The organism is Kitasatospora sp. NPDC003701 (genome assembly GCF_053587085.1).
The window spans coordinates 114487-138264 of sequence record NZ_JBSFNM010000001.1; the positions used below are offsets into that span (position 1 = coordinate 114487).

Here is a 23778-nt window from a genome sequence, read left to right on the forward strand (position 1 = left end):
CGGGGGGCGGGCTGCTGAGCGGACGCCCGTCCCGTGACGACTCCGGGGCGTGCCGCAGACCGCCGCCGGGGTGCGGCCCGGGAGGTCCGGAAGGGCTGAACTCCACGGCAACACACTCCTGTTCCGATGCCGGCGACGATCGCGAACGTCCTTGCGCGCTGCCCCAGACAGTAAGGAGCGAACGAGCCCGACGGCATGGAACGGAGAGCGAGAGTGTCACATTACCGGACAGTAGTCCTGTGAAGCCGGAGCGGCCGGTTCAGCCGCCGCTCCGGTGGCCGCGCACCACGTGCCCCCGCGACTCCAGGGTGGCGATCAGGTGGGCGACCGAGGCCAGCGTGATGTGGCGGTGCCAGCCCGGGAACGACCGTCCGCCGAAATCCCGCACCCCCACGGCCTCGGAGATCGCGGTGAAGTCCCGCACCACGACCCCCGGCAGGCGGGTGAGCCGCAGTGCGGTGAGGACGGAGGGCGCGTCGGCGTTGGTGAGCCACAGCCGCCGGCGCGGGCGGCCGACCGGACGCCACTCGCCCAGCAGCAGCATGCGGTCGCCGCGCGACGGCGAGGTCACCACCGGGATCGCCACCGCCGTCGTCGGGCCGTCGCCCGGGTTGACCTGCCGGCGCAGCCGCGGGAGGGACTCGGCGAGCTCGCCCGCGGTGCGCTCCCGGCCGCTGTAGCCGGGCAGTTCGGTCCGGTCCAGCCACAGCTGCGCCTGCGGGCCGACCCGCACCACGAAGGCGACCCCGATCGAGGCGAGGAAGCGGGCGACCGCCACGGCGTCCACCTCCGCGACGTCCACGACGACCGGGCCGCGCAGCACGCCGTCGATCTCCTGGACGTCGGCCACCGCGGCCCGGACGCAGTCCTCGACGGTGGCGACCGCGGCGTCGGCGGGAACGCTCGCCCGCTGCCGCAGCGGATCGGTCAGCCAGCGGGCGGACAGCCGCAGCTGCCAGTCGACGGGGACGGCGCAGTGCCCGGAGGCCAGCCAGGCCCCCACCGCGTGCTGGCCGTTGACGATCCGCCCCAGGGGCAGCAGTTGCTGGTCGATGCCGACCGAGTGGGAGCCGGCCTTGGGTATCAGGATCGGTCTGATCACCCAGGCCTGCGGGGCCAGCGTCCGCTGCACCCGGCGGGCGAGGGCGTGCCGCACCGGCATCCACTCCCAGGGGGACGCGCTGATGAAGTGGTGCACGCTCTGCTGCGCCGCGGCGCCCTCGAACTGTGCGGCGATGCCGCGTAAGGTCTTGCGCCCCTCCAGCGCCAGCAGGCCGCGGACGTACTGCTCCGCCTTGAGCCGCTGGCCGCTGCGCCGCAGCGAGCCGAACAGCTCGGCGCTGAGCTCGCGGTCCAGGGCCGTCGCGGGGGCCGGCTCGTCGGTTGCGCGAACGGATTGGTGCAGGTGTCGCATGGTTGATCCCCCTGTGGTCCGCCACCCCAGCCGACCGGACGGACCACCGCCCCGCTTCGGTGTCGTCCGGCTCGAACTCCCAAAAGAGGACTGCTGTCCTGTTCTATTTTATACAGGCCGGCGCGGGCGGTGGCTGCCCCGTTGCGCCCGCGGAGATGCCGTACTCGTGCCCGCGAATCCGTGCCGGCCGGCCGGCACGGTGGCCCGGGCGCCGGCCGTCGCAGCGCCCCGGGGGTGATCTCCTCCCGGCTCCTCAGTCGAGTTGTGACGGCACCTCGGGTCGGCCTGCCTCCTCCAGCAGGCGCTTCGCGCGGTAGGGGGAGGAGTCCAGCCTCGCCAGCACGCCGGCGCTGGCGATATTGGGGAGGACGAGTGCGAACAGGTTCGAGATCTCCTCGGACAGGGTGCGCTCCGGCAGGGTCTCGGTGATCAGCTGCACCCCGGTCCACGCTCCGACGAACAGCCGCGCGGTCTCCGCCGGGTCGACGTGCGTGAGCAGCTCGCCGCGCTCCTTCGCCTCGGTCAGCAGCTCCTGCCCCACCTCGATCCAGTCGGGCCACCGGGTGCCGAACAGGCCGCGGGACTTGACGTCGACGGACAGCCGGATCGCGGCGCTCAGCATCGGCTCCCGGGGCAGCCGGTGGGCGAGGAGCAGGGCGAGGTCCACCCATTCCTGCAGCTTGAAGGTCTGCGGGGTCAGCCCCTCCATGGTCACCGCCTCGGCCAGTACGCCGCGGGCCAGCTGCTCCTTCGTGGTGAAGTGGAAGTACAGTCCGCCACGGGTGAGTTGGATGCGTTCGATGAGGCCGCCGATGGTGGTCGCGTCGTACCCGAGCTCGTTGAACATCTCGGCCGCCGCCTCGAGGATCACTCGGCGGGTGTGGATCGCGCGCTCCTGCCTTGACACTTTATGCCTCCACTGCATTCTCTTTACCATTGCTTGAACTAGACTTGCTCGTCATGGCTCGAAACCGACCGGAGAGCCGGTACTTGAATAGCACAGTCCGCTGAGCTGTGCCGACCCGTCAGACCAAGGGGGGGCCTTGCAAGACGTCACTCTCGCGCCACGTTCATCCACTCCTTCGCCGACTCTCGTCGGCGCCTACGCACACCTTCGACGCGAAACCTCCATCCTGGTCACCGGCTGGGAGCGGCTGGCGGCCGACGAGTTCGGGCTGGACGTCAGATGGCCGGCCGTGCAGGTGGACCTGCCGTACGACCCGCGCATACTCGCCCAGACCATCCGGCAGAGCGGCCTGGTCGTCGCACACGCCGAATACGGCGTCCCACTGACCCATCAAACCGTGCTGAGCACCCTGAACTTCACGATCGATCCGGACTTCCGGGTGCCGCGCGGCCGGAGCGCGGCGCTGGAGGTGCGGGTCACGGTGTCGGCCGCCGACCGGAGCCGGCGGGCCGTCAGCTCGCTGCGGATGGGCATCCTGGTCCGGTGCGACGGCGCGCCGGTGGCCCGGGCGGACTCCGAGTTCGGCTGGATCTCGCCCGCGGCCTACCGGCGGGTGCGAGGTGACGGCCCCGGGGTCGGCTGGGGCGCCTGGCCGTTACCGGAGCCGATACCCGCCGGCCTCGTGGGCCGGCTCCGCGCCGTCGACGTGGCCCTCGCGCCGGGCGACCGGCCGCACCGCTGGCTGCTGCGCAACGACCCGGCCAACCACCTCCTCTTCGACCACCCCGTCGACCACGTACCGGGGTTGGCGCTGCTGGAGGCCGCCGCCCAGGCCGCGCAGGCGCTGCACGGCCGGTCGCCCTTCCTTCCCACCAGTGTCGCCACCGGCTACCGGCGCTACGTCGAGTTCGACCGGCCGTGCTGGATCGAGGCCGAGTTCGCACCGACCGGCGGCCCCGGCCCGCGTGCCGTCCGGGTCACGGGCACGCAGGGCGGGGAGCCGGTCTTCCAGGTCGACTTCAACGGCGGGCGGCGGTGACGGGGCCACCGACGGTCCGACGCGGGCTCAGGGGCTGATCACCGGGTGACCACGGGGGTGATCGCTGGGTGATCACTGGTTGACGAAGCCGCCGTCCACCGGCAGGACCGTACCGGTCAGGAACGGGCAGCGGTCGCTCAGCAGCCAGGCCGCCGCCTCCGCGATCTCCTCCGGAGCCGCCGTACGCCCCTGCGGCGTCAGCGAGTTGGCCAGATCCTCCAGGCCCGGATTGCGGCCGAACCAGTCGGCCGTGATCTCGCTGCGGGTGGTTCCGGGGGCGACCGCGTTCACGCGGATGCCCTGCTTGGCGTACTCGTCGGCGGCGGCCCTGGTGAAACCGATCACGGCGTGCTTGGAGGCGATGTAGGGAGCGGCGGCGGGGATCGCCACCAGGCCGGCCACGCTGCTGTTGTTGACGATGCTGCCCCCGCCGTGCTCCAGCATCGCCGCTATCTCGTACCGCAGGCAGTTGAAGACCCCGCGCACATTGGTGTCCATGACGGTGTCGTAGACGTCGTCCGCCATCAGGTGCAGCGGGGTGCGGTCGCCGCCGATCCCCGCGTTGTTGAAGGCCGCGTCGAGCCGCCCGTGCTCGGCCACGGCGAAGTCCACCGCCCGGGCGGCGTCCCGGGCGACGGAGACGTCGCCCACCACGTACGCGGCGCGCGCGCCCTTGTCGCGCAGCTCGGCGGTCAGGGCGGTCAGGCGCTCCTCCCGGCGGGCGGTGAGGACCACGGCGGCGCCCTCTCGGGCGAACACCCGGGCCGCCGCGGCGCCGATGCCGCTGCTCGCGCCGGTGATGAGGACGACTTTACCGGAAAGGAGATCGTTATCCATGGCCGAAGTCTCGCAGGCCCCCGCCGAGGAGGTCACCGGGTTCGCCTGACTCCCTGCACCCAAAGGGATATGACTGCTCGTCAGCCCCTTGCGAGAGGGTCGTCGACGGCTCCGGCCGGGCCGCGATCGGACGGCGGTGCTACGTGCCCGCAACAACTTGATGGACTATTCGTCACCTGACGGAGTACTGGTCACCTGACGAACTGCCGGTCACCTGACGAAGTGCGGTGACGAACGTTGGCGGCATCTCCGTTCTGCTCCATGATTCAGGGGGTTGCGGGGGGCTGCCGACGGTTCGGCGCCGATCGATCCGGTGCGGCGGGGTCGGGCCCGTCCTCCCCGCCCGCGGCTCTCGTGTCCCGTCGATGTCCACGCAGGGTGAACGAGGAGATCCACGGCTGCGCCGAAACCGCGGCGGCCGCCGGCCCGGGCCTGTGTGGATTCGATTTCCGGCTCCGTTGACAGTTGCGCGAAATGCTCGCCTGCTCGGCCGTGGGGCGGCTGCGCCCATCGCCCGTTCGCGATTTGGAGAAATCGGTGGAAAGTACTCTGCTCGATATCCGACTTGAAAGCGCGTTGCAGCAGCCGCCGTGGGAGGACGCCGCGCTGGTCCGGCAGGTGCGGAAGGAGCTGGCGACCCGCCCCGCACTCGTCGACGCCGAGGACGTCCGCACGCTGCGCGCGCTGCTGGCCCGGGTCGCCGCGGGCGAGGCCCATGTGGTGCAGGCGGGCGACTGCGCGGAGGACCCGGCCGAGTGCACCCCCGGCTACGTGGCGCGCAAGGTCGGCGTGCTCGACATGCTCGCGGGCGCGCTCCAACTGGACACCTGCAAGCCGGTGGTGCGCGCCGGCCGGATGGCCGGACAGTTCGCCAAGCCCCGCTCCAACCCCACCGAGCGGGTCGGGAACATCGAACTCCCGGTCTATCGCGGGCACATGGTCAACAGCCCGGAGCCCGACCCCGAGCTGAGGCGCCCGGACCCGTTGAGACTGCTGACGGGCTATCAGACCGCCTATGACGTCATGGGACACCTGGGGTGGCGCAGCCGCGGCGGGCCGCTCGCCATCGGCACACCGGTCTGGACGAGCCACGAGGCGCTGCTGCTCGACTACGAAGTCCCGATGCTGCGCCGGGACGACGAGGGGCGGCTGCTGCTCGCCTCCACCCACTGGCCCTGGATCGGGGAGCGGACCAGGCAGGTGGACGGAGCCCATGTCGCGCTGCTCGCCGAGGTCGTCAACCCGGTGGCCTGCAAGGTCGGCCCGACGATGGCGGTCGACGAGCTGCTGGCCCTGTGCGAACGGCTCGACCCCCGGCGCGAGCCCGGCCGGCTCACCCTCATCGCCCGGATGGGCGTCGCGGCGGTGGCCGAGCGGCTGCCCGCGCTCGTCGCGGCCGTCCGCGGCGCGGGGCACCCGGTGATCTGGCTCACCGACCCGATGCACGGCAACACGGTCAGCACGCCGGAGGGGCTCAAGACCCGCTACGTACAGGCGATTTCGCGCGAGGTCAGGGAGTTCCGGCACGCGGTCGGCAACGCGGGCGGCACGCCGGGCGGGCTCCACCTGGAGACCACCCCCGACGACGTGACCGAATGCGTCCAGAGCGAGTCCCGGATCGACGAGGTCGGAGCGAAGTACACGAGCTTCTGCGACCCGCGGCTCAACCCGGGCCAGGCCCTGTCCGTGGTGTCGGCCTGGTGGTCGGCCGGCCGGTCGACCCCGGTGGCCGCGGCCGGGGCCCACGGCTGACCCCTCGGCGGCGCCGACCACCAGCGGTGCGGTGCGGTGCCGGCCCGCCCGCCGCACCGGCGCACGCGAACACCCCGGAGCAACCAGCCGGCCACATCAGCGATTCGATCCAGGAGAGGAAGGCCATGGCGGGCATACCCCCCATCGCGCCGTACCCGATGCCGACCGCGGCCGACCTGCCCGGCAACACCGCCCGGTGGACGGTGGACCCGGCCCGCGCGGTGCTGCTCGTGCACGACATGCAGCGCTACTTCCTGCGGCCGTTCCCCGAGGCCGTCCGCGACCAACTCGTCGGCAACGCCGCCCGGTTGCGCGAGCGCAGCGCCGCGCTGGGCATCCCGGTCGCCTACACGGCGCAGCCCGGCGGCATGACCGAGGAGGAGCGCGGCCTGCTCAAGGACTTCTGGGGCCCGGGCATGCGGGTGGACCCGGTGGACCGGCAGGTCGTCGAGCCGCTCGAACCGGCGCCGGACGACTGGGTGTTCACCAAGTGGCGCTACAGCGCCTTCTTCCGCTCCGACCTGCTGGAGCGGATGCGCGAGCGCGGCCGCGACCAGCTGGTCATCTGCGGCGTCTACGCCCACGTCGGGGTGCTGATGAGCGCGGTCGAGGCGTTCACCAACGACATCCAGCCGTTCCTGGTGGCCGACGCGACCGCCGACTTCTCCGAGGCGTACCACCGGCTGGCCCTCGACTACGCGGCGCAGCGCTGCGCCGTGGTCGTCACCGCCGACGACGTCCTCGCCCGGCTGCAGCCGGGCGCCGTCGCGGCCGGCGGCGTCCGCGAGGCCGGCGTCCAGGGGGCCGGCGCATGACCGGGGCCGGGGCGGCGCCGCCGCTCGCCGTGGACCTGCTGGACCGCGTCCTGGCGCCGCTGCCGCCCGCCTTCGCCCTGGTGCACCGCCCGGAGTCGACCGGACCGGACATGCTGGACGTCCTGATCGGTACGGTGTCGACGCCGGGGACGCTGGCCGATCTCCCCGTTCCCGACGGGCCGTTGCCCGCCGGCGGTGCGCGCCACGAGGTGCTGGCGGTCGTCCCCTACCGGCAGATCACCGAGCGCGGCTTCGCCTGCGCCGACGACGGCGAGCCGCTGATCGCGATGACCGTCACCGACCAGGGCGTCCTGCCGCTGGCCGAGGTGCTGCGACGGCTCCCGGACGTGCCGATCACGTTGGCCGACGGCCACTTCGACGTGGCCGACGAGGCCTACGCGGACACGGTGCGCAGGGTCGTCGCCGACGAGATCGGCCAGGGCGAGGGCGCGAACTTCGTCATCAAGCGTTCGTTCCTCGCCGACATCACCGGCTACACGACGCACAGCGCGCTGTCGTTCTTCCGGCGGCTCGTGCGGGGGGAGTCGGGCGCCTACTGGACCTTCATCGTCCACACCGGGGCCCGGACCTTCGTCGGCGCCACCCCCGAGCGGCACCTCAGCCTCTCCGGCGGCGAGGCCGTGATGAACCCGATCAGCGGCACCTACCGGTACCCGCCCGCGGGCCCCACGCTGCCGCAGGTGATGGACTTCCTCGCCGACCGCAAGGAGGCCGACGAGCTGTACATGGTGGTCGACGAGGAACTGAAGATGATGGCCCGGATCTGCGAGGAGGGCGGCCGGGTCACCGGCCCGTACCTCAAGGAGATGGCCCGGCTCGCGCACACCGAGTACTTCATCGAGGGGCGCAGCACCCGCGATCCGCGCGAGATCCTGCACGAGACGCTGTTCGCGCCGACCGTCACCGGGAGCCCGCTGGAGAGCGCCTGCCGGGTGATCCGCCGGTACGAGCCCCAGGGCCGCGGCTACTACAGCGGGGTGGTCGCCCTGATCGGGCGCGACGAGCACGGCGGCGCGGCCCTGGACTCCGCCATCCTGATCCGGACCGCCGAGATCGACGACGCCGGGCGGGTGCGGATCGGGGTGGGTGCCACGCTGGTGCGCCACTCCGACCCCGACCAGGAGGTGGCCGAGACCAGGGCGAAGGCGGCCGGGCTGCTCGCGGCCCTGCAGGCGGACGCTCCGGCGGCCCGGGCCGCCGTACCCGCTGCCGCTGCCGCCCTGCCCGCTGCCGGTGCGGCCGTGCCCGGTGCCCGTGCCGCCGTGCCCGCTGCCCCGCCCGCGAACGGCTCGGTCCGGCTCGCCGAGCACCCGGACGTCCGGGCCGCGCTGGAGCGGCGCAACGCGACGGTCGCCGGCTTCTGGCTGGCGCCGGTGACGGCGCGCGCCCGGCCCGAGCCCGTCCTGACCGGCCGCCGGGTGCTGGTGGTGGACGCGGAGGACACCTTCACCGCCATGATCGACCACCAACTCCGCTCACTGGGGCTGGCGGTGACGGTCCGTAGGTTCGACGAGCCGTACACCCCGGACGGGTACGACCTCGTCGTCATGGGCCCCGGCCCGGGCGACCCGCGCGGGACGGCGCACCCCAAGATCGCCCGGCTGCGGTCCACGATCGACGGGCTGCTCCAGGAGCGGCGCCCGTTCTTCGCGGTCTGTCTCAGTCACCAGGTGCTCGCCCTGCGGCTCGGTCTCCCGCTGGTCCGCCGGGAGGTCCCGAACCAGGGCGTGCAACGGGAGATCGACCTCTTCGGCGCCCGGGAGCGGGTGGGCTTCTACAACACCTTCGCCGCCCGCAGCGTCGAGGCCAAGGTGGAGTGCGAGGGGGTGGGCCTGGTGGAGGTGAGCCGGGACGCGGAGAGCGGCGAGGTGCACGCGCTGCGCGGGCCGCACTTCGCCTCGCTGCAGTTCCACGCCGAGTCGATCCTCACCGAGGACGGCGTGCGGCTGGTCGGCGGGCTGCTGACCGAGGTGCTGGCCGGGTGAGTCCGCGCCGGCCGGCGACGCCCGGCAGTGGCCGAGGGGTACGGCCCCTCTCCACGCCGGGCGCCCGACCGGGCCCCCGGCCGGTGGTCAGCCGGCGGGGGACGGCCGCTCCGGGCGCGGGTCCAGGCCGGCCGAGCGGGCGGCCGTGCGGAGCAGCCCGCGCAGCATGACGGTGCTCAGCCGGCCGGTGTTCGTGTTGCGCGGGCTGACGTGGTAGCACCCGTACAGCTCCAGCGGCGGGCCGCCGTCGGTGGCCGGCAGGGTGACGTGGGCGCCGTGGCCGAAGGCCGGCCGGGGCCGGGGCACCTGCCAGCCGGCGGCGGCGACCGCCGGGAGCAGCGCCTGCCAGGCGAACCCGCCGAGCGCGACGACGGTCCGCACGGTCGGTCGCAGCAGCTCCAGCTCACGGGTGATCCACGGGCGGCAGGTGTCCCGTTCGGCGGTGGTCGGCTTGTTGTCGGGCGGCGCGCAGCGCACCGGGTCGGTGATCCGGACGCCGTGCAGGCGCAGGCCGTCCCCGTGCCGGACGGACTCCGCGCGGTTGGCCAGGCCGAGCTCGTACAGCGCGGCGTAGAGCAGATCGCCGGACGGGTCGCCGGTGAAGATCCGGCCGGTCCGGTTGCCGCCGTGCGCGGCGGGGGCGAGGCCGACCAGGACGAGCGGCGCGTCGGGCGGGCCGAAGCCGGGGATCGGGCGGCCCCAGTAGTCCCAGTCCAGGTAGGCGCGGCGCTTGGTGCGGGCGGTCTCCTCGCGCCACTCGACCAGGCGGGGGCAGGCACGGCAACCGGTGACGACGCCGTCCAGCGCGGCGAGTCCGTCCGCGCGGGCGGCGGCCTCGGCCGGGTGGTGCGGGTCCGCGGGGTCGGTGGCCGGGCCTTGGTCGGCGGGCTGGGGCATGAGGACGATCTTAGGGTCGGAGGCCGGTGGCGGGCGGCCGTTCCGGCGGCGCCTCCGCAGGCGTAGCGTGGAATCGGCTGCTCCGGCGGCCCCCGGCCGGGCCGGGGCGGCGACCGCCGGGGCGGTGGTGCGCGCGCGAGGAGGCCGCGATGCTGATCTTGGATGCGGTGTTGGTGGCCATCGGGCTGGTGGCGCTCTGGGCCGGGCTGAGCGTCCGGGTGGTGCAGCAGTTCCAGCGGGGAGTGGTGTTCCGCTTCGGCCGGGTCCGCGAGGAGGTCCGGGCACCGGGGCTGGTGCGGCTGATGCCGGTCGCCGACCGGCTGCGCAGGGTGAACGTCCAGATCGTGACGATGCCGATCCCCGCCCAGGAGGGCATCACCCGCGACAACGTGACCGTCCGGGTGGACGCGGTCGTGTACTACCGGGTGGAGGACCCGGTGAAGGCGACCGTCAACGTGCAGGACTACAACTTCGCCATCTCGCAGGTGGCCCAGACCTCGCTGCGGTCGATCATCGGCAAGAGCGAGCTGGACGACCTGCTGGCCAACCGCGAGCCGATCAACCAGGGCCTGGAGCTGATGATCGACAGCCCGGCGCTGGGCTGGGGCATCGAGATCGACCGGGTCGAGATCAAGGACGTCGCCCTGCCGGAGTCGATGAAGCGCTCGATGTCCCGGCAGGCGGAGGCCGAGCGGGAGCGCCGGGCGAGGATCATCACCGCGGACGGTGAGTACCAGGCCTCGGCCCGGCTGTCGGAGGCCGCGGCCGTGATGAGCGCGACCCCGGCGGCGCTCCAACTGCGCCTGTTGCAGACCGTGGTGGAGGTGGCCGCGGAGAAGAACTCGACCCTGGTGCTGCCGTTCCCGGTGGAGCTGCTGCGCTTCCTGGACAGCGCGGTGGAGGTCAACCGGAAGACGGTGGGCCAGGGCGGCGAGGAGGCCGCGGTGGAACCGCCGCAGAGCGAGCCGCCGCGACTGCCGGAGGTGGAGCAGCTCGAACTGCCGCCGCTGGAGGAGCTGCTGGGTCACTCGCCACTGGCCGGGACGGACGGCGCCGGCCCGCTGTCCGACCCGCTGTCCGACCGGGCGCCGGACGGGGAGGCAGATGCCGGGGCGGACGCGGGGTCGGACCGCGCGACGAACGGGGCCGAGCACGCCGGGCCGGGCCCGGTGGCGGCGCCCCCGGGCGCGGACCACGATGGAGTAACGGGAGTGGCAGGCACGTCAGGAGGCCGATCATGACCAGAGCCAGCGACATCATGCACCCGGGGGCGGAGTGCGTCGGTGAGCACGAGACCCTCGCCGCCGCCGCCCGGATCATGCGGGAACGCGACGTCGGCGCGCTGCCCATCTGCGGTGAGAGACAGAAACTGCTCGGCATCGTGACCGACCGCGACATCGTGCTGAAGTGCGTGGCCGAGGGCCGCGATCCCGCGCAGGTGACGGCGGGCGAACTCGCCCAGGGCCGGCCGATGACGGTCGAGGCGGACGAGGACGCCGAACAGGTGCTGCGGATGATGGAGCAGTACCGGGTGCGCCGGCTGCCGGTGATCAACCACCCGGAGCACCAGATCGTCGGAATGATCAGCGAGGCGGACATCGCGCGCGGGCTGCCGCAGGCCCGGCTGGCGGAGTTCGTCTCGGCGGTCTGTGCGGAGGAGCCGCCGCGGTCGACGGAGGTGCAGGAGCCGCAGGGCGTGTGAGGAACTGCCCGGGATTCGGATCGGGTGGTCGGGGTCGGTGACCTCGGCCACCCGACCGGTACGCCGGCCGCCGGCCCGCCCGACCGGTACGCCGGCCGCCGGCCCGCCCGACCGGTACGCCGAGCCGCGCGGCGCGCGTGCCGCCGGCCGTCAGGGCGCCTCCCGCAGGGCCCGCTGCATCAGTTCGGCCAGGTGCAGGGCCCGGCGGCCCTCGGCGAGGTGGGCGATCTGGGTGCGGCAGCTGAACCCGTCGGCCAGGATCACGGTGTCCGGCGCCGCCGCGCGCACCTCGGGCAGCAGGACGCGTTCGGCGATCGCCTCGGACACCTCGAAGTGGCCCTGCTCGAAGCCGAAGTTGCCGGCCAGGCCGCAGCAGCCGGAGTCGAGCACGCGGTTGCGCAGACCCGTCCGGGCCTCCACCCGCCGGTCCGCGGCGGTCCCGAGGACGGCGTGCTGGTGGCAGTGGGTCTGGGTGACGGCGTCGAACGGGAGCCGGGGCAGCGGAGTGTCCGGCGCGTACCGGTCGATGAACTCGGCGAAGGTGCGCGTCCGTTCGGCGAGCGGGCGGCCGTCGGCGCCGAGCAGCCGGGGCAGGTCCTCGCGCAGGGTGGCGGTGCAGCTCGGGTCCATGCCGACCACGGGGGTGTCGGCAGGCAGCCCGGTGGCGGCGAGCGCCCGCAGGCTGCGCCGCATCACCCGCCGGGCGGTGCCGAGTTGGCCGGTGGAATACCAGGTGAGCCCGCAGCAGACCGGGCCGGCGGGCAGCCGGACGTCGAAGCCCAGGTGCGTCAGCACCTCGACGGCGGCGCGCAGCACGTTCGGCTGGAGGTGGTCGGAGAAGGTGTCCGGCCAGAGCAGGACCGGCCGGGCGTCCGCCGGGGCCGGGTGCGCGGCGCGGTGGCGGCGGTACCAGCGGGTGAAGGTCTCGGGCGGGAAGACCGGGATCACCCGCCGCCGGTCCACCCCGCCGAGCCGCTTCAGCGGGCCGGCGGCGGCCGAGCGGGCGATCAGGTTGGCCGCGCCGGGGGCGAGCGCGACGGCCCGGAGCCAGAGCGGCAGCCACCCCATCGAGTAGTGCGGGAGGGGCCGGGGCCGGTGCCGGTAGTGCTGGTACAGGAACTCGGTCTTGTAGCTCGCCATGTCGACGTGGACCGGGCAGTCGCCGGCGCAGCCCTTGCAGCCGAGGCAGAGGTCCAGCGCCTCGCGGACCTCCGGCGAGCGCCAGCCGTCCGGGATCGCCCCCTCCCCGCCGCGCAGCATCTCGGCGAGCAGCCGGGCCCGGCCCCGGGTGGAGTGGCGCTCCTCGCCGGTGGCCATGTAGCTCGGGCACATCACCCCGGTGTCGGGGTCCACGCACTTGGCCACCCCGACGCAGCGGTGCACGGCCTTGGCCAGGCTGCCGTCGTCCTGCTCGTACGGGAGGGCGAGCGGGAGCAGGCGCACCGGTCCGCTCAGGCGCAGGTCGGCGTCGAGCGGGCGCGGGTCCACCAGGGCGCCCGGGTTGAGCAGGTTCTCGCCGTCCCAGATCCGCTTGAATTCGCCGAACAGCGCGATGATCTCGGGCCGGTACATCCGGGGCAGCAGCTCGGCGCGGGCCTGCCCGTCGCCGTGCTCGCCGGAGAGCGAACCCCCGTACGAGACCGCCAGATCGGCGGCCTGCTCCAGGAACTCCCGGAACACCGCCGGTCCGTGCGGCGCGGTGAGCGGGAAGTCGATCCGCAGGTGGACGCAGCCCTCGCCGAAGTGCCCGTACGGGACGCCGCGCAGGTGGTGGCGGCGCAGCAGGGCCCGCAGGTCGCGCAGGTAGTCGCCGAGCCGCTCGGGCGGGACGGCCGAGTCCTCCCAGCCCGGCCAGGCCTCGCCGCCCCCGGGCAGCCGGGTGACGATCCCGGCGCCGGCCTCGCGCACGCCCCAGAGCTGGCGCTGCTCGCCCGGGTCGGTGACGACGGTGGCGGTGGCGGAGCGCTCCCGCCGGACGGCGTCGGCGAGTCGCCGGGCCGCGTCGAGCGCCTCGGCGGGCGTCGCGCCGCCGGCCTCCAGGAAGAGCCAGCACGCGCCCTCGGGCAGCCGGTCCAGTGCGGGCGGGCGCGGCCCGGCGGCGACCAGTGCGGCGATCAGGTCCGCGGCCATGCCCTCGACGGTCAGCGGGTGCAGCGGCAGCAGCGCGGGCACGGCGTCGGCGGCGGCCGTCTCGTCCGGGTAGCCGGCCACCACCAGGGCGCGGGCGGGCGGGTCCTCGACCAGCCGGACGGTCGCGCCGAGCAGCAGGGCGCAGGTGCCCTCGGTGCCGGTGAGCGCCCGGGCGAGGTGGTGGCCGCGCTCGGGCAGCAGGGCGTCCAGCGGGTAGCCGGAGGTGCGGCGCGGCAGGTCCGGCATGCCCTGGCGGATCATCGCGAGGTTGCGCTCGGTGAACTCCTGCAGTTCGCGGTGGAGTCGGCCGGTGCGCCCGGGCAGTGCGCGCAGCGCCGCGCGTTCGGCGGGCCCGAGCGGGCCGCCGACGGTGAGCTCGGTGCCGTCGGCGAGCAGCAGATCGAGGGACTCCACGTTGTCGGAGGTGCGCCCCCAGACCACCGAGTGGGCGCCGCAGGAGTCGTTGCCGATCATGCCGCCGAGGGTGCACCGGCTGTGCGTGGACGGGTCCGGCCCGAACCGCAGCCCGTACGGGCGGGCGGCCCGCTGGAGGTGGTCCAGCACGGCGCCCGGCTCGACCCGGGCGGTGCGGCGCTCCTGGTCCACGCCGAGCACCGCGCCCAGGTGGCGCCGGAAGTCCAGGACGACCGCGCCCGGGCCGATCGCCTGCCCGCCGATGCTGGTACCGGCCCCGCGCGGCACCACCGGTACCCCGTACTGGCGGCAGAGCGCGACGGCCGTCCGCACGTCGTCCAGGTCGGCCGGTTTGACCACGCCGAGCGGCAGGTGGCGGTAGTTGGACGCGTCGTGGCTGTAGACGGTGCGTTCGGCGGCGTCGAAGCGGACCTCGCCGCGCAGCGTGGCGGCGAGCTCCCGGGCGAGGTCGGCGCCGGGGGCGGCGGACGGTCGGCTCACGAGGGTCCTCCCGGGGGCGGGCTGGCGTACCGCCGCCGATCATCCCAGCCGGACGCCGCGCCCGGTACGGGCCACCCCGGCGGGCGGCCGACGATCTGCCGGCCACCCGCCGGGGTGGTGTGGCCCTGTGGTCCCCGTGGCCCCGGCGGTCCCGGTGGCCCCGGTGGTCCCGGTGGCCTTCGGAGCCCGGGGTCAGGCCGAGGCCCGCCGCCGGGCCGAGCCGGTGAGGGTGCCCTTGGCGATGTGCGACAGCTTGGCCATCTCGAAGGCCGGGTAGGCGCCGCCGGCCAGCAGGGAGAACTTCACGCCCTCGCGGCCGCCGGGCCGCCGGTGCCCGGCCGGCTGGAAGCGGCGGTGGTGCTCGGCGGCGCGGTGGAAGAACTGCGGCCGCTCGGCCCGCGTCACGCACCCGGCCAGGTCGAAGACGAACAGGTAGTGCCGGATCATCCGGGTGAACAGGGCGTCGCGGACGGCCTCCGTCTCCGACTGCCAGGCCGCCACCTCGTCGAGCAGGGCGAAGCTCCGCTCGTACTGGTCGAAGAGGTCGAACTGGCTGCTGCCGGGCGAGGCCGCCGGGTGGACGGTCTCCCGCCGCCGCAGCTGGACGCAGGCGCGCGGCAGCACGGCGATCCGCCCGGCGGTGAGCATCGCCCGGTGGACGACGGGGACCTCCTCGTAGCGGCCGTCGGGGAAGGCCAGCCCGCGGCCCTGCCAGAACTCCCGCCGCAGCAGCCGGTCCCAGATCAGTGCGGGCGCGCCGAGCAGTGCGGGGCGGCCGGCCGGCCCGGTCACCTCCGGTCCGGCCTCGGCGAGCAGCGCCTCCGCGCCGCCCGGCCAGTCGCGCCCGCCGTGCCGCCGGGTGTGCCCGAACAGCAGCACGTCCACCGGCCCGGTCTGCTCCAGCCGGTCGGCGAGCGCCTGCAGCCCGTCCCGGGGCAGCAGGTGGTCGGCGTCCAGGAAGAGCAGGTACTCGCCGCCCGCCCGGGCGGCGCCCGCGTCGCGGCTGACGCCCACGCCGACGGCGGCGTTGAGGTGCAGCACCGAGACGCGCGGATGCCGCGCCGCGTAGGCGTCGGCGAGCTCGGCCGGGGTGTCGGGGGAGCGGTCCGCGACCAGGATGACCTCGAAGTCGCGGAAGGACTGCGCGAGGAGCGAGTCCAGGCATTCCGTCAGCTGTTTCTGCTGGTCGTAGGCGGGGAGCACGACGCTGATCAGGGGTGAGGGCATGAGGCCGGAGCGTAGGAGCGCCCGCGAACGGTGGCAAAGCCCTGACGGCCTGTAATTCTGATCAATCCGCGTCAAATCGTACGAGCGTGCGCCATATCTTCACCCGTCATGCCGGACGTGTACACGTCGGCACCGCACCCGGACCGGCGGCACTCGCGGGCCTGCATCGCACCCGAAGCGGCTGCGCGCACGAAGCGGCGCCGCACCCGAGCCGGACCGTCCCCGGGCCGGTGCCGTCCCCCGGCCGGCGCCGCACCCGGAGCGGCGGCGCGCACGAGCCGGCCGCGGTGCCCACCGCGGCCGGCTCGTGGCACGGCGTCTCAGCGGCCGGTGTCCGCCGGCCGGTCCGGCCGGCGGAGCAGGAGGGCCACCGCGACGGCGGCCAGCGCCGCCGCGCCCGCCCCGGTGAACAGCGTGAGGTGCATGCCGTCGACGAACGCGGCGCGGGCGTGCTCGGCCACCGGGCCGCCGATCTGGGCGGCGGCGGCCAGCGAGGAGCGGGCCGCGTCGGCCAGCTGCGGAGGCAGGCCGGTGACGTCGAGACTGCTGCGGTAGCCGGCGCCGAGCACGCTGCCGAGGACGGCGATGCCGAGGGCGCCGCCGAGTTCGCGGGAGAGGTCGTTCACCGCCGAGGCGACGTTCTGGAGCGAGCCGGGCAGCGCGTCCGTGATGGCGGTGGTCGCGGGCGTCATCGCGAGTCCCGACCCGGCGCCGAGCAGCAGCAGGGCGGCCGCGAGCAGCCCGTACGGGCTGTCCGCGCCGAGCCCGCCGATCGCGGCCATCGCGCCGGCGATCAGCACCAGTCCGGTGACCCACGGGCCGCGGTCGCCGAAGCGGGCGGTCAGCCGCGGGCTGAGGCGGGAGAGCGGCACCATCGTGACAGCCATCGGCAGCACGCAGACCGCCGCCACCAGGGCGGTGTCGCCCCGGACCAGCTGGAGGTACTGCATGATCACGAAGATGTAGCCGAAGAAGGCGAAGAACTGGCACGTGATCGACAGCGAGCCGGCCGCGAACCGCCGGTTGCGGAACAGCCGGGGGTCCAGCAGCGGGTGGCGGCGTCGCAGCTCCCAGCCGACGAAGCCGGCCAGCACGGCCAGCCCGGCCGCGGTGCCGCCGAGGGTCACCGGCGAGCCCCAGCCCCGGGTCGGCGCCTCGATGACGGAGTAGACCAGCACGCCGAGGCCGACCATGGCCAGCAGGGCGCCGACGACGTCCAGCCGCGGGGCGTCCGGGTCGGCCGACTCGGGCACGAAGAGCAGCGTCCCGGCCAGTGCCACCAGCGCGAGCAGGACGTTCAGCAGGAACACCGAGCGCCAGGACCAGAGCTCCAGCAGCGTCCCCGAGGCGAGCAGCCCGACCACCGCGGCGGCGCCCGCCACGGCCGCCCAGACGCTGACGGCCCGGGCGCGCTGGGCGCGGGGGAAGGTGCCGGTGATGGTGGAGAGGGTGGCCGGCATGACCAGCGCCGCCCCCACGCCCAGCAGGCCGCGCAGCGCGATCAGCGCGGTCGGGTCGGTGGTCAGCGCGGCCAGCCCGGACCCGCCGCCGAACAGCGTGAGGCCGACGAGCAGCGCGCGGCGGCGGCCGAACCGGTCGCCGAGCGCCCCGGCGGGCAGCAGCAGCGCGGCGAACACCAGGCTGTAGGCGTCGATGATCCAGGAGAGCTGCGTCTGGCTGCCGTGCGTCGCCCGGGCGATGTCGGGCAGCGCCACGTTGAGCGAGGCCATCGCGGCGACCACGGTGGCCAGCGCGAGGCAGGTCACCAGCAGGACCAGGTTGTGGCGGACGGCCGGCCCGCCGGGGGCGGCGGCGTCCGGGGGCCGGGCGGCGGCGGCCCGGGGCTCGGTGGCGGTCATGGTGGTCTCCCTGGCGTCCGGGCGCCGGCCCGCAGGATCGGGGTGGGGCCGGCTCGATGGGGCCAGCGTGGGCGCGCCGCCCGTAGGATTTCAACCGTGATGAATAACCCGTCGCGCCGCGGCCGGCGGACCGGCAGCCCGGACACCCGCACCCAGATCCTCGACGTCGCCCGCCGGCGCTTCCTGGCCGAGGGGTACCAGGCGGTCACCCTGCGCTCGGTCGCCGCCGAGGCGGGCGTCGACCTCGCCCTGGTCAGCTACTACTTCGGCTCCAAGAAGGGCCTGTTCGGCGCCGCGCTGGCGCTGGCCACCAACCCCGCCGAGAGCCTCGCCCTCGTCCTCGACGGCGAGGTGGAGACCCTGCCGGAGCGCGTGCTGACCCAGCTGCTGCTGGTCTGGGACGAACCGGAGAACGCCGCTCCGCTGCGCGCCATGCTGGGCGGCGCCGCGCAGGACCGGGCCGCCGGGGTGCTGGTCAGCGAGGTGGTCCAGCGCGAGATGATCGACCGGATCGCCGCCCGGATCGGCGGTCCGGACGCGCGCCGGCGGGCCTGCGAGTTCGCCTCCCACCTGGGCGGCCTGATCATGGCCCGGTACGTGCTGCGCCTGGAACCGGTCGCTTCGCTCCCGGCCGATGAAATCGCCCGGAGCTACCTCCCGGCCCTGCGCCACGCCCTGCGTCCGCGCCCCGCGCCGCGCGCGGCCCGGGGCGCGGGCCGGCCGGAGACCTCGTGAGGCGCGAAGCGCGAGGACCCCGCGCGGGCTCTGCCGCGCGGGGTCCTCGCACTCCGGTGCCGGGGTCGGCTCAGTACCAGTGGTGGGTCTGCCAGAAGGACCAGGCACCGCAGGGGCTGCCGTACCGGGAGTTCATGTAGTCCAGGCCCCACTTGATCTGGGTGGCCGGGTTGGTGCGCCAGTCGGAGCCGGCGGAGGCCATCTTGGAGCCGGGGAGGGCCTGGACCAGGCCGTAGGCGCCGGAGGAGGCGTTCACGGCGAGGTGGTTCCAGCTGCTCTCGCGGGACACGATGTTGCTGAAGCACTGCAGCTGGCCGGCCGGCACGATCTGGGCGGCGATCTCGCGGGGGCTGCCGGAGTAGGCGGGCTTCGCGTTGAGCGCGGGACGCTCCTGGGAGCGGGAGGCGGCGGCCTCCGCGTCGGCCTTGGCCTTGGCGTCCGCCTGGGCCTTCGCCTCGGCCTCGGCCTGCGCCTGGGCGGCGGCCTGGGCCTGCGCGGCGGCGTCCGCCGCGGCCTGCGCCTGGGCGGCGGCGGCAGCAGCGGCGGCGTCGGCCGCGGCCGGGTCGGCCTGGGCGGCCACCGGCTGCCCGTCCACGGAGACACCGGCCACCGGAGCGGCCGCCTCGGCGACGTTGCCGCCGCTCTGCGGGACGGCGAGGGCGGCGGTGGCCGCACCCGCCACCACGAGGGTGGTGATACCGGTGATCAGCGAGTTGCGGCGGGCATGGCTGAGCTGCATGGAGCGGACAATCCTTTTCCGTCGGGGGCCGTGCCGGAAGCACGGGGGCCTCCGGCACGAGGGCACGGGCGGACAGGGCCCGCGATGCCGTCCGGGACGGCCGTGGCACCCCGGCCGTGACGGCGGGGCGGGCGGGACGCGCGACGGACGGACCGGTCCGCGCTGCCTGGCGACTGGCCATTCTTGGCAGAGCCCGGCACGGGCGGCAAAGCCGACCACTACTACGGCGGGTAGTGGGTGGGGCGGCGGAAACGGCGAAGCGCCCGGCCGCAGCCGGGCGCTTCGAGGTGAGGTGGCCGATCCGGTCGACCGAGGGCCGATCGCCCGCCCGACCGTCGGAGGAGGGGGCGAATCGGCCCGGTGGCCTGCGTTCTTCGGGGTGCCGGCCGGCGGTGCCCTCCTGGCCGGCCGGGCCTGCCGGTGCCGCTGCGCGGGCCGGTCGGCCGGCGGCGGTCCGCCGACGACTATCGAGGGCAGTAGCAGCGCGGAGCCGTGTGGGCGGCCTCACAGCGCGGCCGCCCGAGGGCGACGGGCGGTGACCGGAGGGTCACCGCCGCGGTGGTCCGGCCCTCAGCGGGAGGAGTACGGGTGCTGTCCGGCGGCCGCCCCGCCGTACGGCCGTCCCGCGTCCGGGGCCCCCGCGTAGGGGTTCGTCGCGTACGGGTGGGCGCCGTCCTGGCCGGTCGCGTACGGGTTCCCCGGCACCGGCCGCTGCTCGCCGTACCCGGGCGCCCCGGACGCGCCGGGCGCCCCGGGGGCGCCGGCCCCGCCGGGCAGCTCGGCCGAGTCGCCCGAGTCGTCCGGTCCGTCCTGCTCGTCGCCCCCGGCCTCCTCCACCGGCACCAGGTCGCGGGCCAGCAGGGTGGCGCCGGCCACCGCACCGGGCATCGCGAGGACGGTCACCAGCGGGACGAGGAAGGCCAGGATCAGCGGCACACCGAAGCCGAAGGCGAGCCCGAGCCGGCCGCGCAGCAGCCGGATCCGCTCGCGCTGCGGCACCCCGCGCCGCTGGAGGGCCACCGCCGTCAGCTCGACCGTGAGGAAGAAGCCGGACACCAGGAAGCCGGCCACCGGCACCAGCGTCTGCCCGACCACCGGGATGAACCCGCAGGCGAACAGCAGGACGCCGAACCCGGCCACCCGGACCAGGACGTAGAGGCTGTCCCGCGCCGAGACCAGCAGCTCGCGCCAGAGCGGGGTCTCCGGCGGGGTGGGCGCGCCGCCCTCGGTCTCGTCGACCTTCTCGCAGAGGGACTCGTAGAACGGCTGGCCGACCAGCAGGGTGACCGCGGTGAAGGTGATCACGGAGATCAGCAGCCCGCCGCCGAAGACGATCGCGGCGAGCGCGGTGCGCAGCAGGCCCTGCCAGGGCGAGCCCCAGCCGTCGGCGAACGGCGTGGCCCACTCGGCGAGGTCCTCCGACCAGCCGCCGAGGAACACCAGCGCCACCACGTACCCGACCAGGGTGATCAGTGCGGGCAGCATCCCGAACGCCCACCAGCGGCCGTGCCGGCCCACCCACTTCTGGCCCTTGGCCAGGTACCCCAACCCCGCTGCAAGATCTCGCATAGGGGGAAGGTTAGGGGCTGGCCGTCGGCGGGTCATCTCCGTCCCGTCATGGTCCGGTACCGGTGGCGGGCCCGGCCGCCGCCGGTCCGCGGTGCCCGGCCGGGCCCGGACACGCCACCGGGCCCGGGAGCCTCCGCAACGGCTCCCGGGCCCGGCGTGGGGCGGCGTGCCCGGATCAGGCGGCCGGTGCCACCGCCGCAGCCCGTCGCCGGCGGCCCACCACGGCCGATGCCGTCAGCACGATGGCTGCGGCGACCAGCGACAGGTACATCTGCTTGCGCCCGTCGGCGTCCGTGAACATGTACGCCATCACGAAGCCGATCATGCCGATCGCGGCCCAGGTGAGGTAGGGGTACAGCCACATCCGGACGGTCAGGCGCTCGGGCGACTCGCGCTCGATGATCTTGCGCATCTTCAGCTGGGAGAAGCAGATCACGACCCAGACGAAGAGCGCCACCGCGCCCGAGGAGTTGAGCAGGAAGGAGAAGACGGTGTCGGGGGAGGTGTAGTTGAAGAACACCGCCACGAAGCCGAAGACCACCGAGGAGAGGATCGCGACGCGCGGCACGCCGCGGCCGGTCACGGAGGCGAACGCCTTGGGGGCATCGCCGCGCTGCCCGAGCGAGAAGGCCATCCGGGAGGCGGTGTACATCCCCGAGTTGAGGCAGGAGAGCACGGCGGTCAGCACGATCACGTCCATCACCTGGCCGGCGCCCGGGATGCCGACGTGCTCCAGCACGGCCACGTAGGGGCTGCCCTTGACGGCCGCGGAGTCCCACGGCAGCAGGGTCACGACCAGCAGGATCGAGCCCAGGTAGAAGATCCCGATGCGCCAGATCACGCTGTTGGTGGCCTTGCTGACCGCCTTCTCCGGGTCCTCCGACTCGCCGGCGGCCAGGGTGACGATCTCGCTGCCCATGAAGGCGAAGACGACGGTGAGCATGCCGGTGAAGACCGCGCCCACACCGTGCGGCAGGAAGCCGCCGTGGCCGGTCAGGTTCTCCGTGCCGACCGCGTGGGTGCCGGGCAGCAGCCCGAACGCGGCCAGGATGCCGATCACCAGGAAGGCGGCGATCGCCACCACCTTGATGCCGGCGAACCAGAACTCGAACTCGCCGTAGGAGGCCACCGAGAAGAGGTTGGTGGCGGTCAGCACCGCCATCACGATCAGCGCCCACCCCCACTGCGGCACCCCGGGCACCCAGTTGTTGAGGATCTTCGCGCCGGCGGTGGCCTCGACGGCCAGCACCACGACCCAGAAGAACCAGTACAGCCAGCCGATGGAGAAGCCGGCCCAGCGGCCGAGCGCCCGGTCGGCGTAGGCCGAGAACGAACCGCTCTGCGGGTCGGCCGCCGCCATCTCGCCGAGCATCCGCATCACCAGGACGACCAGCACGCCGGCCAGGGTGTAGGAGAGCAGGATGCCGGGGCCGGTGGACGCGATGCCCGCGCCGGAGCCGACGAACAGGCCGGCGCCGATCACACCGCCGATCGCGATCATCGACAGGTGGCGGTTCTTGAGCCCGGCCTTCAGATGGCCGTCGCCGCCGTGACCGGGGTGGAGCTGCTTCTGCTGCTGCGGAGCGGCATCGGCCGGCGGCGAGCCGGCCGAGGTGGTGGTTTCCGCACTCATCGAGGGTGCCCTTTGCCTTTCCAGCGCGGCTGCCCCTCGGCTCGTTCGCCGGAGGGTGGGGGACGGACCCGCGCATTGCGGTGCAACTTAACTTCTACCTACGAGTATCGGAACAAGGCCTCGGCAAATGTCCGCTCAGCGGACACAAAGTGCCAGGTCAGAGCAGGTGAAGAAGGTGGGCGGAAAGCTCAAATCTGACACATCACCAGCCGCTGGGGCGGTTGCGGGGGCCATCGTCGGGGCGGGTCGGGCGGCCGTTCATACTGGCGGCGTGATGATCGTCCTCGTGGTGCTCGGCCTGCTCGCCGTCCTCGCCGTCCTGGCCCTCGCGCACTGGTACCTCTGGCGGCGCCTGGTGCGCGACGTCTCCGCCCCCGGCGGGTGGTGGCGCCGGACGGGCACCGGGCTGGCCGTCGTCCTGCCGCTGCTCTCGGTGGGCGCGCTGGTCGGCGGGCGGGCGTTCCCGCTCGCGGTCGAGCGCTGGCTGGCCTGGCCGGGCTACCTCTGGCTGGCGGTGCTGCTGTACCTGCTGATGGCGCTGGCGGTCGGCGAGGCCGTCCGGCCGCTGCTGCTCAGGCTGCCGAGGCCGAGGGCCGCGACCCCGTCGGAGCCGGTGGCCGACCCCGCGCCGGTGGCCGACTCCGGGCCGCTGGCCGACGCCGTGCCGTCGCCTGTCGTGCCGTCGCCTGCCGAGCCGTCGCTCGCCGAGCCGTCCTCCGCCGCGCCGTCGCCCGGGCGGCGCCTCTTCGTCGCCCGGACGCTCGCGATCGGCGCCTCCGGGGCGGCGGCCGCCGTGGTCGGCACCGGCGCCTACGGGGTGCTGCGCGGGCCGCGTCTGAAGCAGGTCACCGTGCCGCTGGCGAAGCTGCCCGCGCGGGCGCACGGCTACCGGATCGCCGTGGTCAGCGACATCCACCTGGGGCCGATCCTCGGCCGCGGGCACACCCGACGGATCGTCGACACGATCAACGGCGCGCAGCCCGACCTGATCGCGATCGTCGGCGACCTGGTGGACGGCACGGTGCCCGAACTCGGCAGCGCCGCCGAGCCCTTGGCACAGCTGCGGGCGCGCGACGGCGCGTACTTCGTCACCGGCAACCACGAGTACTTCTCCGGTGCCGCGCCCTGGGTGGACTTCGTCCGCGAGCTGGGCGTCCACCCGCTGCAGAACGCCCGGGTGGAGCTCGCGGGGTTCGACCTGGCCGGGGTCAACGACATCGCCGGGAGCACCGAGGGCGACGGGCCGGACTTCGACAAGGCGCTCGGCGACCGCGACCGGGCCCGCACCTCGGTGCTGCTCTCGCACCAGCCGGTCACCATTCACGACGCGGTCCGGCACGGCGTCGACCTGCAGCTCTCCGGCCACACCCACGGCGGCCAGCTCTGGCCCGGCAACTACCTGGCCGAACTGGCCAACCCGACCGTCGCCGGGCTGGAGCGCTACGGCGACACCCAGCTCTACGTCACCCGGGGCGCGGGCGCCTGGGGCCCGCCGGTGCGGGTCGGCGCGCCGTCCGACATCACCATCGTCACGCTGGCCTCGCTCCGGGCCTGAGGACCGCAGGCGCCTGGGGCCTGCGCGCCTCAGGCCTGCTTGCCCTC

The 23778-nt window shown here is 74.5% G+C and carries 18 protein-coding genes; 8 read left to right on the forward strand and 10 right to left on the reverse strand.

Annotated features, from left to right (window positions below; all coding sequences use genetic code 11):
* Nucleotides 1-259: 259 nt before the first annotated feature.
* Nucleotides 260-1414, reverse strand: coding sequence for an IS701 family transposase (locus ACWDRR_RS00475; protein ID WP_449769937.1), 1155 nt, complete (start codon nt 1412-1414; stop codon nt 260-262).
* Between the two features lie 253 nt (nt 1415-1667).
* Nucleotides 1668-2321: a ScbR family autoregulator-binding transcription factor gene (locus ACWDRR_RS00480; RefSeq protein ID WP_449769938.1), complete on the reverse strand. Its 654-nt coding sequence runs from the start codon at nt 2319-2321 to the stop codon at nt 1668-1670.
* A 136-nt stretch (nt 2322-2457) separates the two neighbouring features.
* Between ACWDRR_RS00480 and ACWDRR_RS00485 the strand changes: the two genes are divergently transcribed.
* Nucleotides 2458-3360 (forward strand): ScbA/BarX family gamma-butyrolactone biosynthesis protein, encoded by a 903-nt coding sequence (locus ACWDRR_RS00485; protein WP_449769939.1) that lies wholly within the window; start codon nt 2458-2460, stop codon nt 3358-3360.
* A gap of 72 nt (nt 3361-3432) precedes the next feature.
* On the opposite strand, the gene ACWDRR_RS00490 is transcribed toward ACWDRR_RS00485, so the two are convergent.
* The gene (locus ACWDRR_RS00490) at nt 3433-4197 is read right to left on the reverse strand and encodes an SDR family NAD(P)-dependent oxidoreductase (RefSeq protein ID WP_449769940.1); all 765 of its coding nucleotides are present in this window, start codon (nt 4195-4197) and stop codon (nt 3433-3435) included.
* Between the two features lie 537 nt (nt 4198-4734).
* Between ACWDRR_RS00490 and ACWDRR_RS00495 the strand changes: the two genes are divergently transcribed.
* The 3 genes from ACWDRR_RS00495 (at nt 4735) to ACWDRR_RS00505 (ending at nt 8770) form a co-directional block, all read left to right on the forward strand.
* Entirely contained in the window at nt 4735-5949 is a 1215-nt protein-coding gene (locus tag ACWDRR_RS00495; RefSeq protein ID WP_449769941.1) for a 3-deoxy-7-phosphoheptulonate synthase, read from the forward strand.
* Nucleotides 5950-6074: 125 nt separating this feature from the next.
* Complete coding sequence (locus ACWDRR_RS00500; protein WP_449769942.1) at nt 6075-6764, forward strand: isochorismatase family protein; 690 nt, start codon at nt 6075-6077, stop codon at nt 6762-6764.
* On the forward strand, nt 6761-8770 hold the full coding sequence (locus ACWDRR_RS00505) for an anthranilate synthase family protein (protein ID WP_449769943.1): 2010 nt from the start codon (nt 6761-6763) through the stop codon (nt 8768-8770). Before ACWDRR_RS00500 ends, ACWDRR_RS00505 begins: the two co-directional genes overlap by 4 nt.
* 87 nt (nt 8771-8857) lie before the next feature.
* On the opposite strand, the gene ACWDRR_RS00510 is transcribed toward ACWDRR_RS00505, so the two are convergent.
* On the reverse strand, nt 8858-9667 hold the full coding sequence (locus ACWDRR_RS00510) for a uracil-DNA glycosylase (protein WP_449769944.1): 810 nt from the start codon (nt 9665-9667) through the stop codon (nt 8858-8860).
* 149 nt (nt 9668-9816) lie between these two features.
* On the opposite strand from ACWDRR_RS00510, the gene ACWDRR_RS00515 reads away from it, so the two are divergent.
* Nucleotides 9817-10908, forward strand: a complete 1092-nt coding sequence (locus tag ACWDRR_RS00515) for an SPFH domain-containing protein (protein WP_449769945.1) — start codon at nt 9817-9819, stop codon at nt 10906-10908.
* A complete protein-coding gene (locus ACWDRR_RS00520; protein ID WP_449769946.1) occupies nt 10905-11369 on the forward strand; it encodes a CBS domain-containing protein in 465 nt (154 codons plus the stop codon). The genes ACWDRR_RS00515 and ACWDRR_RS00520 overlap by 4 nt, the downstream gene beginning before the upstream one ends.
* 150 nt (nt 11370-11519) lie before the next feature.
* Here ACWDRR_RS00520 and ACWDRR_RS00525 read toward each other — a convergent pair whose 3' ends face one another.
* The 3 genes from ACWDRR_RS00525 to ACWDRR_RS00535 all read right to left on the reverse strand — a co-directional run bounded on the left by ACWDRR_RS00525 (nt 11520) and on the right by ACWDRR_RS00535 (nt 17500).
* A complete protein-coding gene (locus ACWDRR_RS00525; RefSeq protein WP_449769947.1) occupies nt 11520-14414 on the reverse strand; it encodes an FAD-binding and (Fe-S)-binding domain-containing protein in 2895 nt (964 codons plus the stop codon).
* A gap of 192 nt (nt 14415-14606) precedes the next feature.
* Nucleotides 14607-15641 (reverse strand): glycosyltransferase family 2 protein, encoded by a 1035-nt coding sequence (locus ACWDRR_RS00530; protein ID WP_449769948.1) that lies wholly within the window; start codon nt 15639-15641, stop codon nt 14607-14609.
* A 320-nt stretch (nt 15642-15961) separates the two neighbouring features.
* Nucleotides 15962-17500, reverse strand: coding sequence for an MFS transporter (locus ACWDRR_RS00535; RefSeq protein ID WP_449769949.1), 1539 nt, complete (start codon nt 17498-17500; stop codon nt 15962-15964).
* A gap of 99 nt (nt 17501-17599) precedes the next feature.
* Between ACWDRR_RS00535 and ACWDRR_RS00540 the strand changes: the two genes are divergently transcribed.
* Nucleotides 17600-18235, forward strand: coding sequence for a TetR/AcrR family transcriptional regulator (locus ACWDRR_RS00540; RefSeq protein ID WP_449770250.1), 636 nt, complete (start codon nt 17600-17602; stop codon nt 18233-18235).
* Between the two features lie 70 nt (nt 18236-18305).
* Here ACWDRR_RS00540 and ACWDRR_RS00545 read toward each other — a convergent pair whose 3' ends face one another.
* The 3 genes from ACWDRR_RS00545 to ACWDRR_RS00555 all read right to left on the reverse strand — a co-directional run bounded on the left by ACWDRR_RS00545 (nt 18306) and on the right by ACWDRR_RS00555 (nt 22176).
* A complete protein-coding gene (locus ACWDRR_RS00545) occupies nt 18306-18974 on the reverse strand; it encodes an aggregation-promoting factor C-terminal-like domain-containing protein (RefSeq protein ID WP_449769950.1) in 669 nt (222 codons plus the stop codon).
* A 570-nt stretch (nt 18975-19544) separates the two neighbouring features.
* The gene (locus tag ACWDRR_RS00550) at nt 19545-20543 is read right to left on the reverse strand and encodes an EI24 domain-containing protein (RefSeq protein WP_449769951.1); all 999 of its coding nucleotides are present in this window, start codon (nt 20541-20543) and stop codon (nt 19545-19547) included.
* 175 nt (nt 20544-20718) lie between these two features.
* Complete coding sequence (locus tag ACWDRR_RS00555) at nt 20719-22176, reverse strand: amino acid permease (RefSeq protein WP_449769952.1); 1458 nt, start codon at nt 22174-22176, stop codon at nt 20719-20721.
* Between the two features lie 274 nt (nt 22177-22450).
* Here ACWDRR_RS00555 and ACWDRR_RS00560 point away from each other — a divergent pair, with 274 nt between their 5' ends.
* Entirely contained in the window at nt 22451-23731 is a 1281-nt protein-coding gene (locus ACWDRR_RS00560) for a metallophosphoesterase (protein ID WP_449770251.1), read from the forward strand.
* Nucleotides 23732-23778 lie beyond the last annotated feature (47 nt).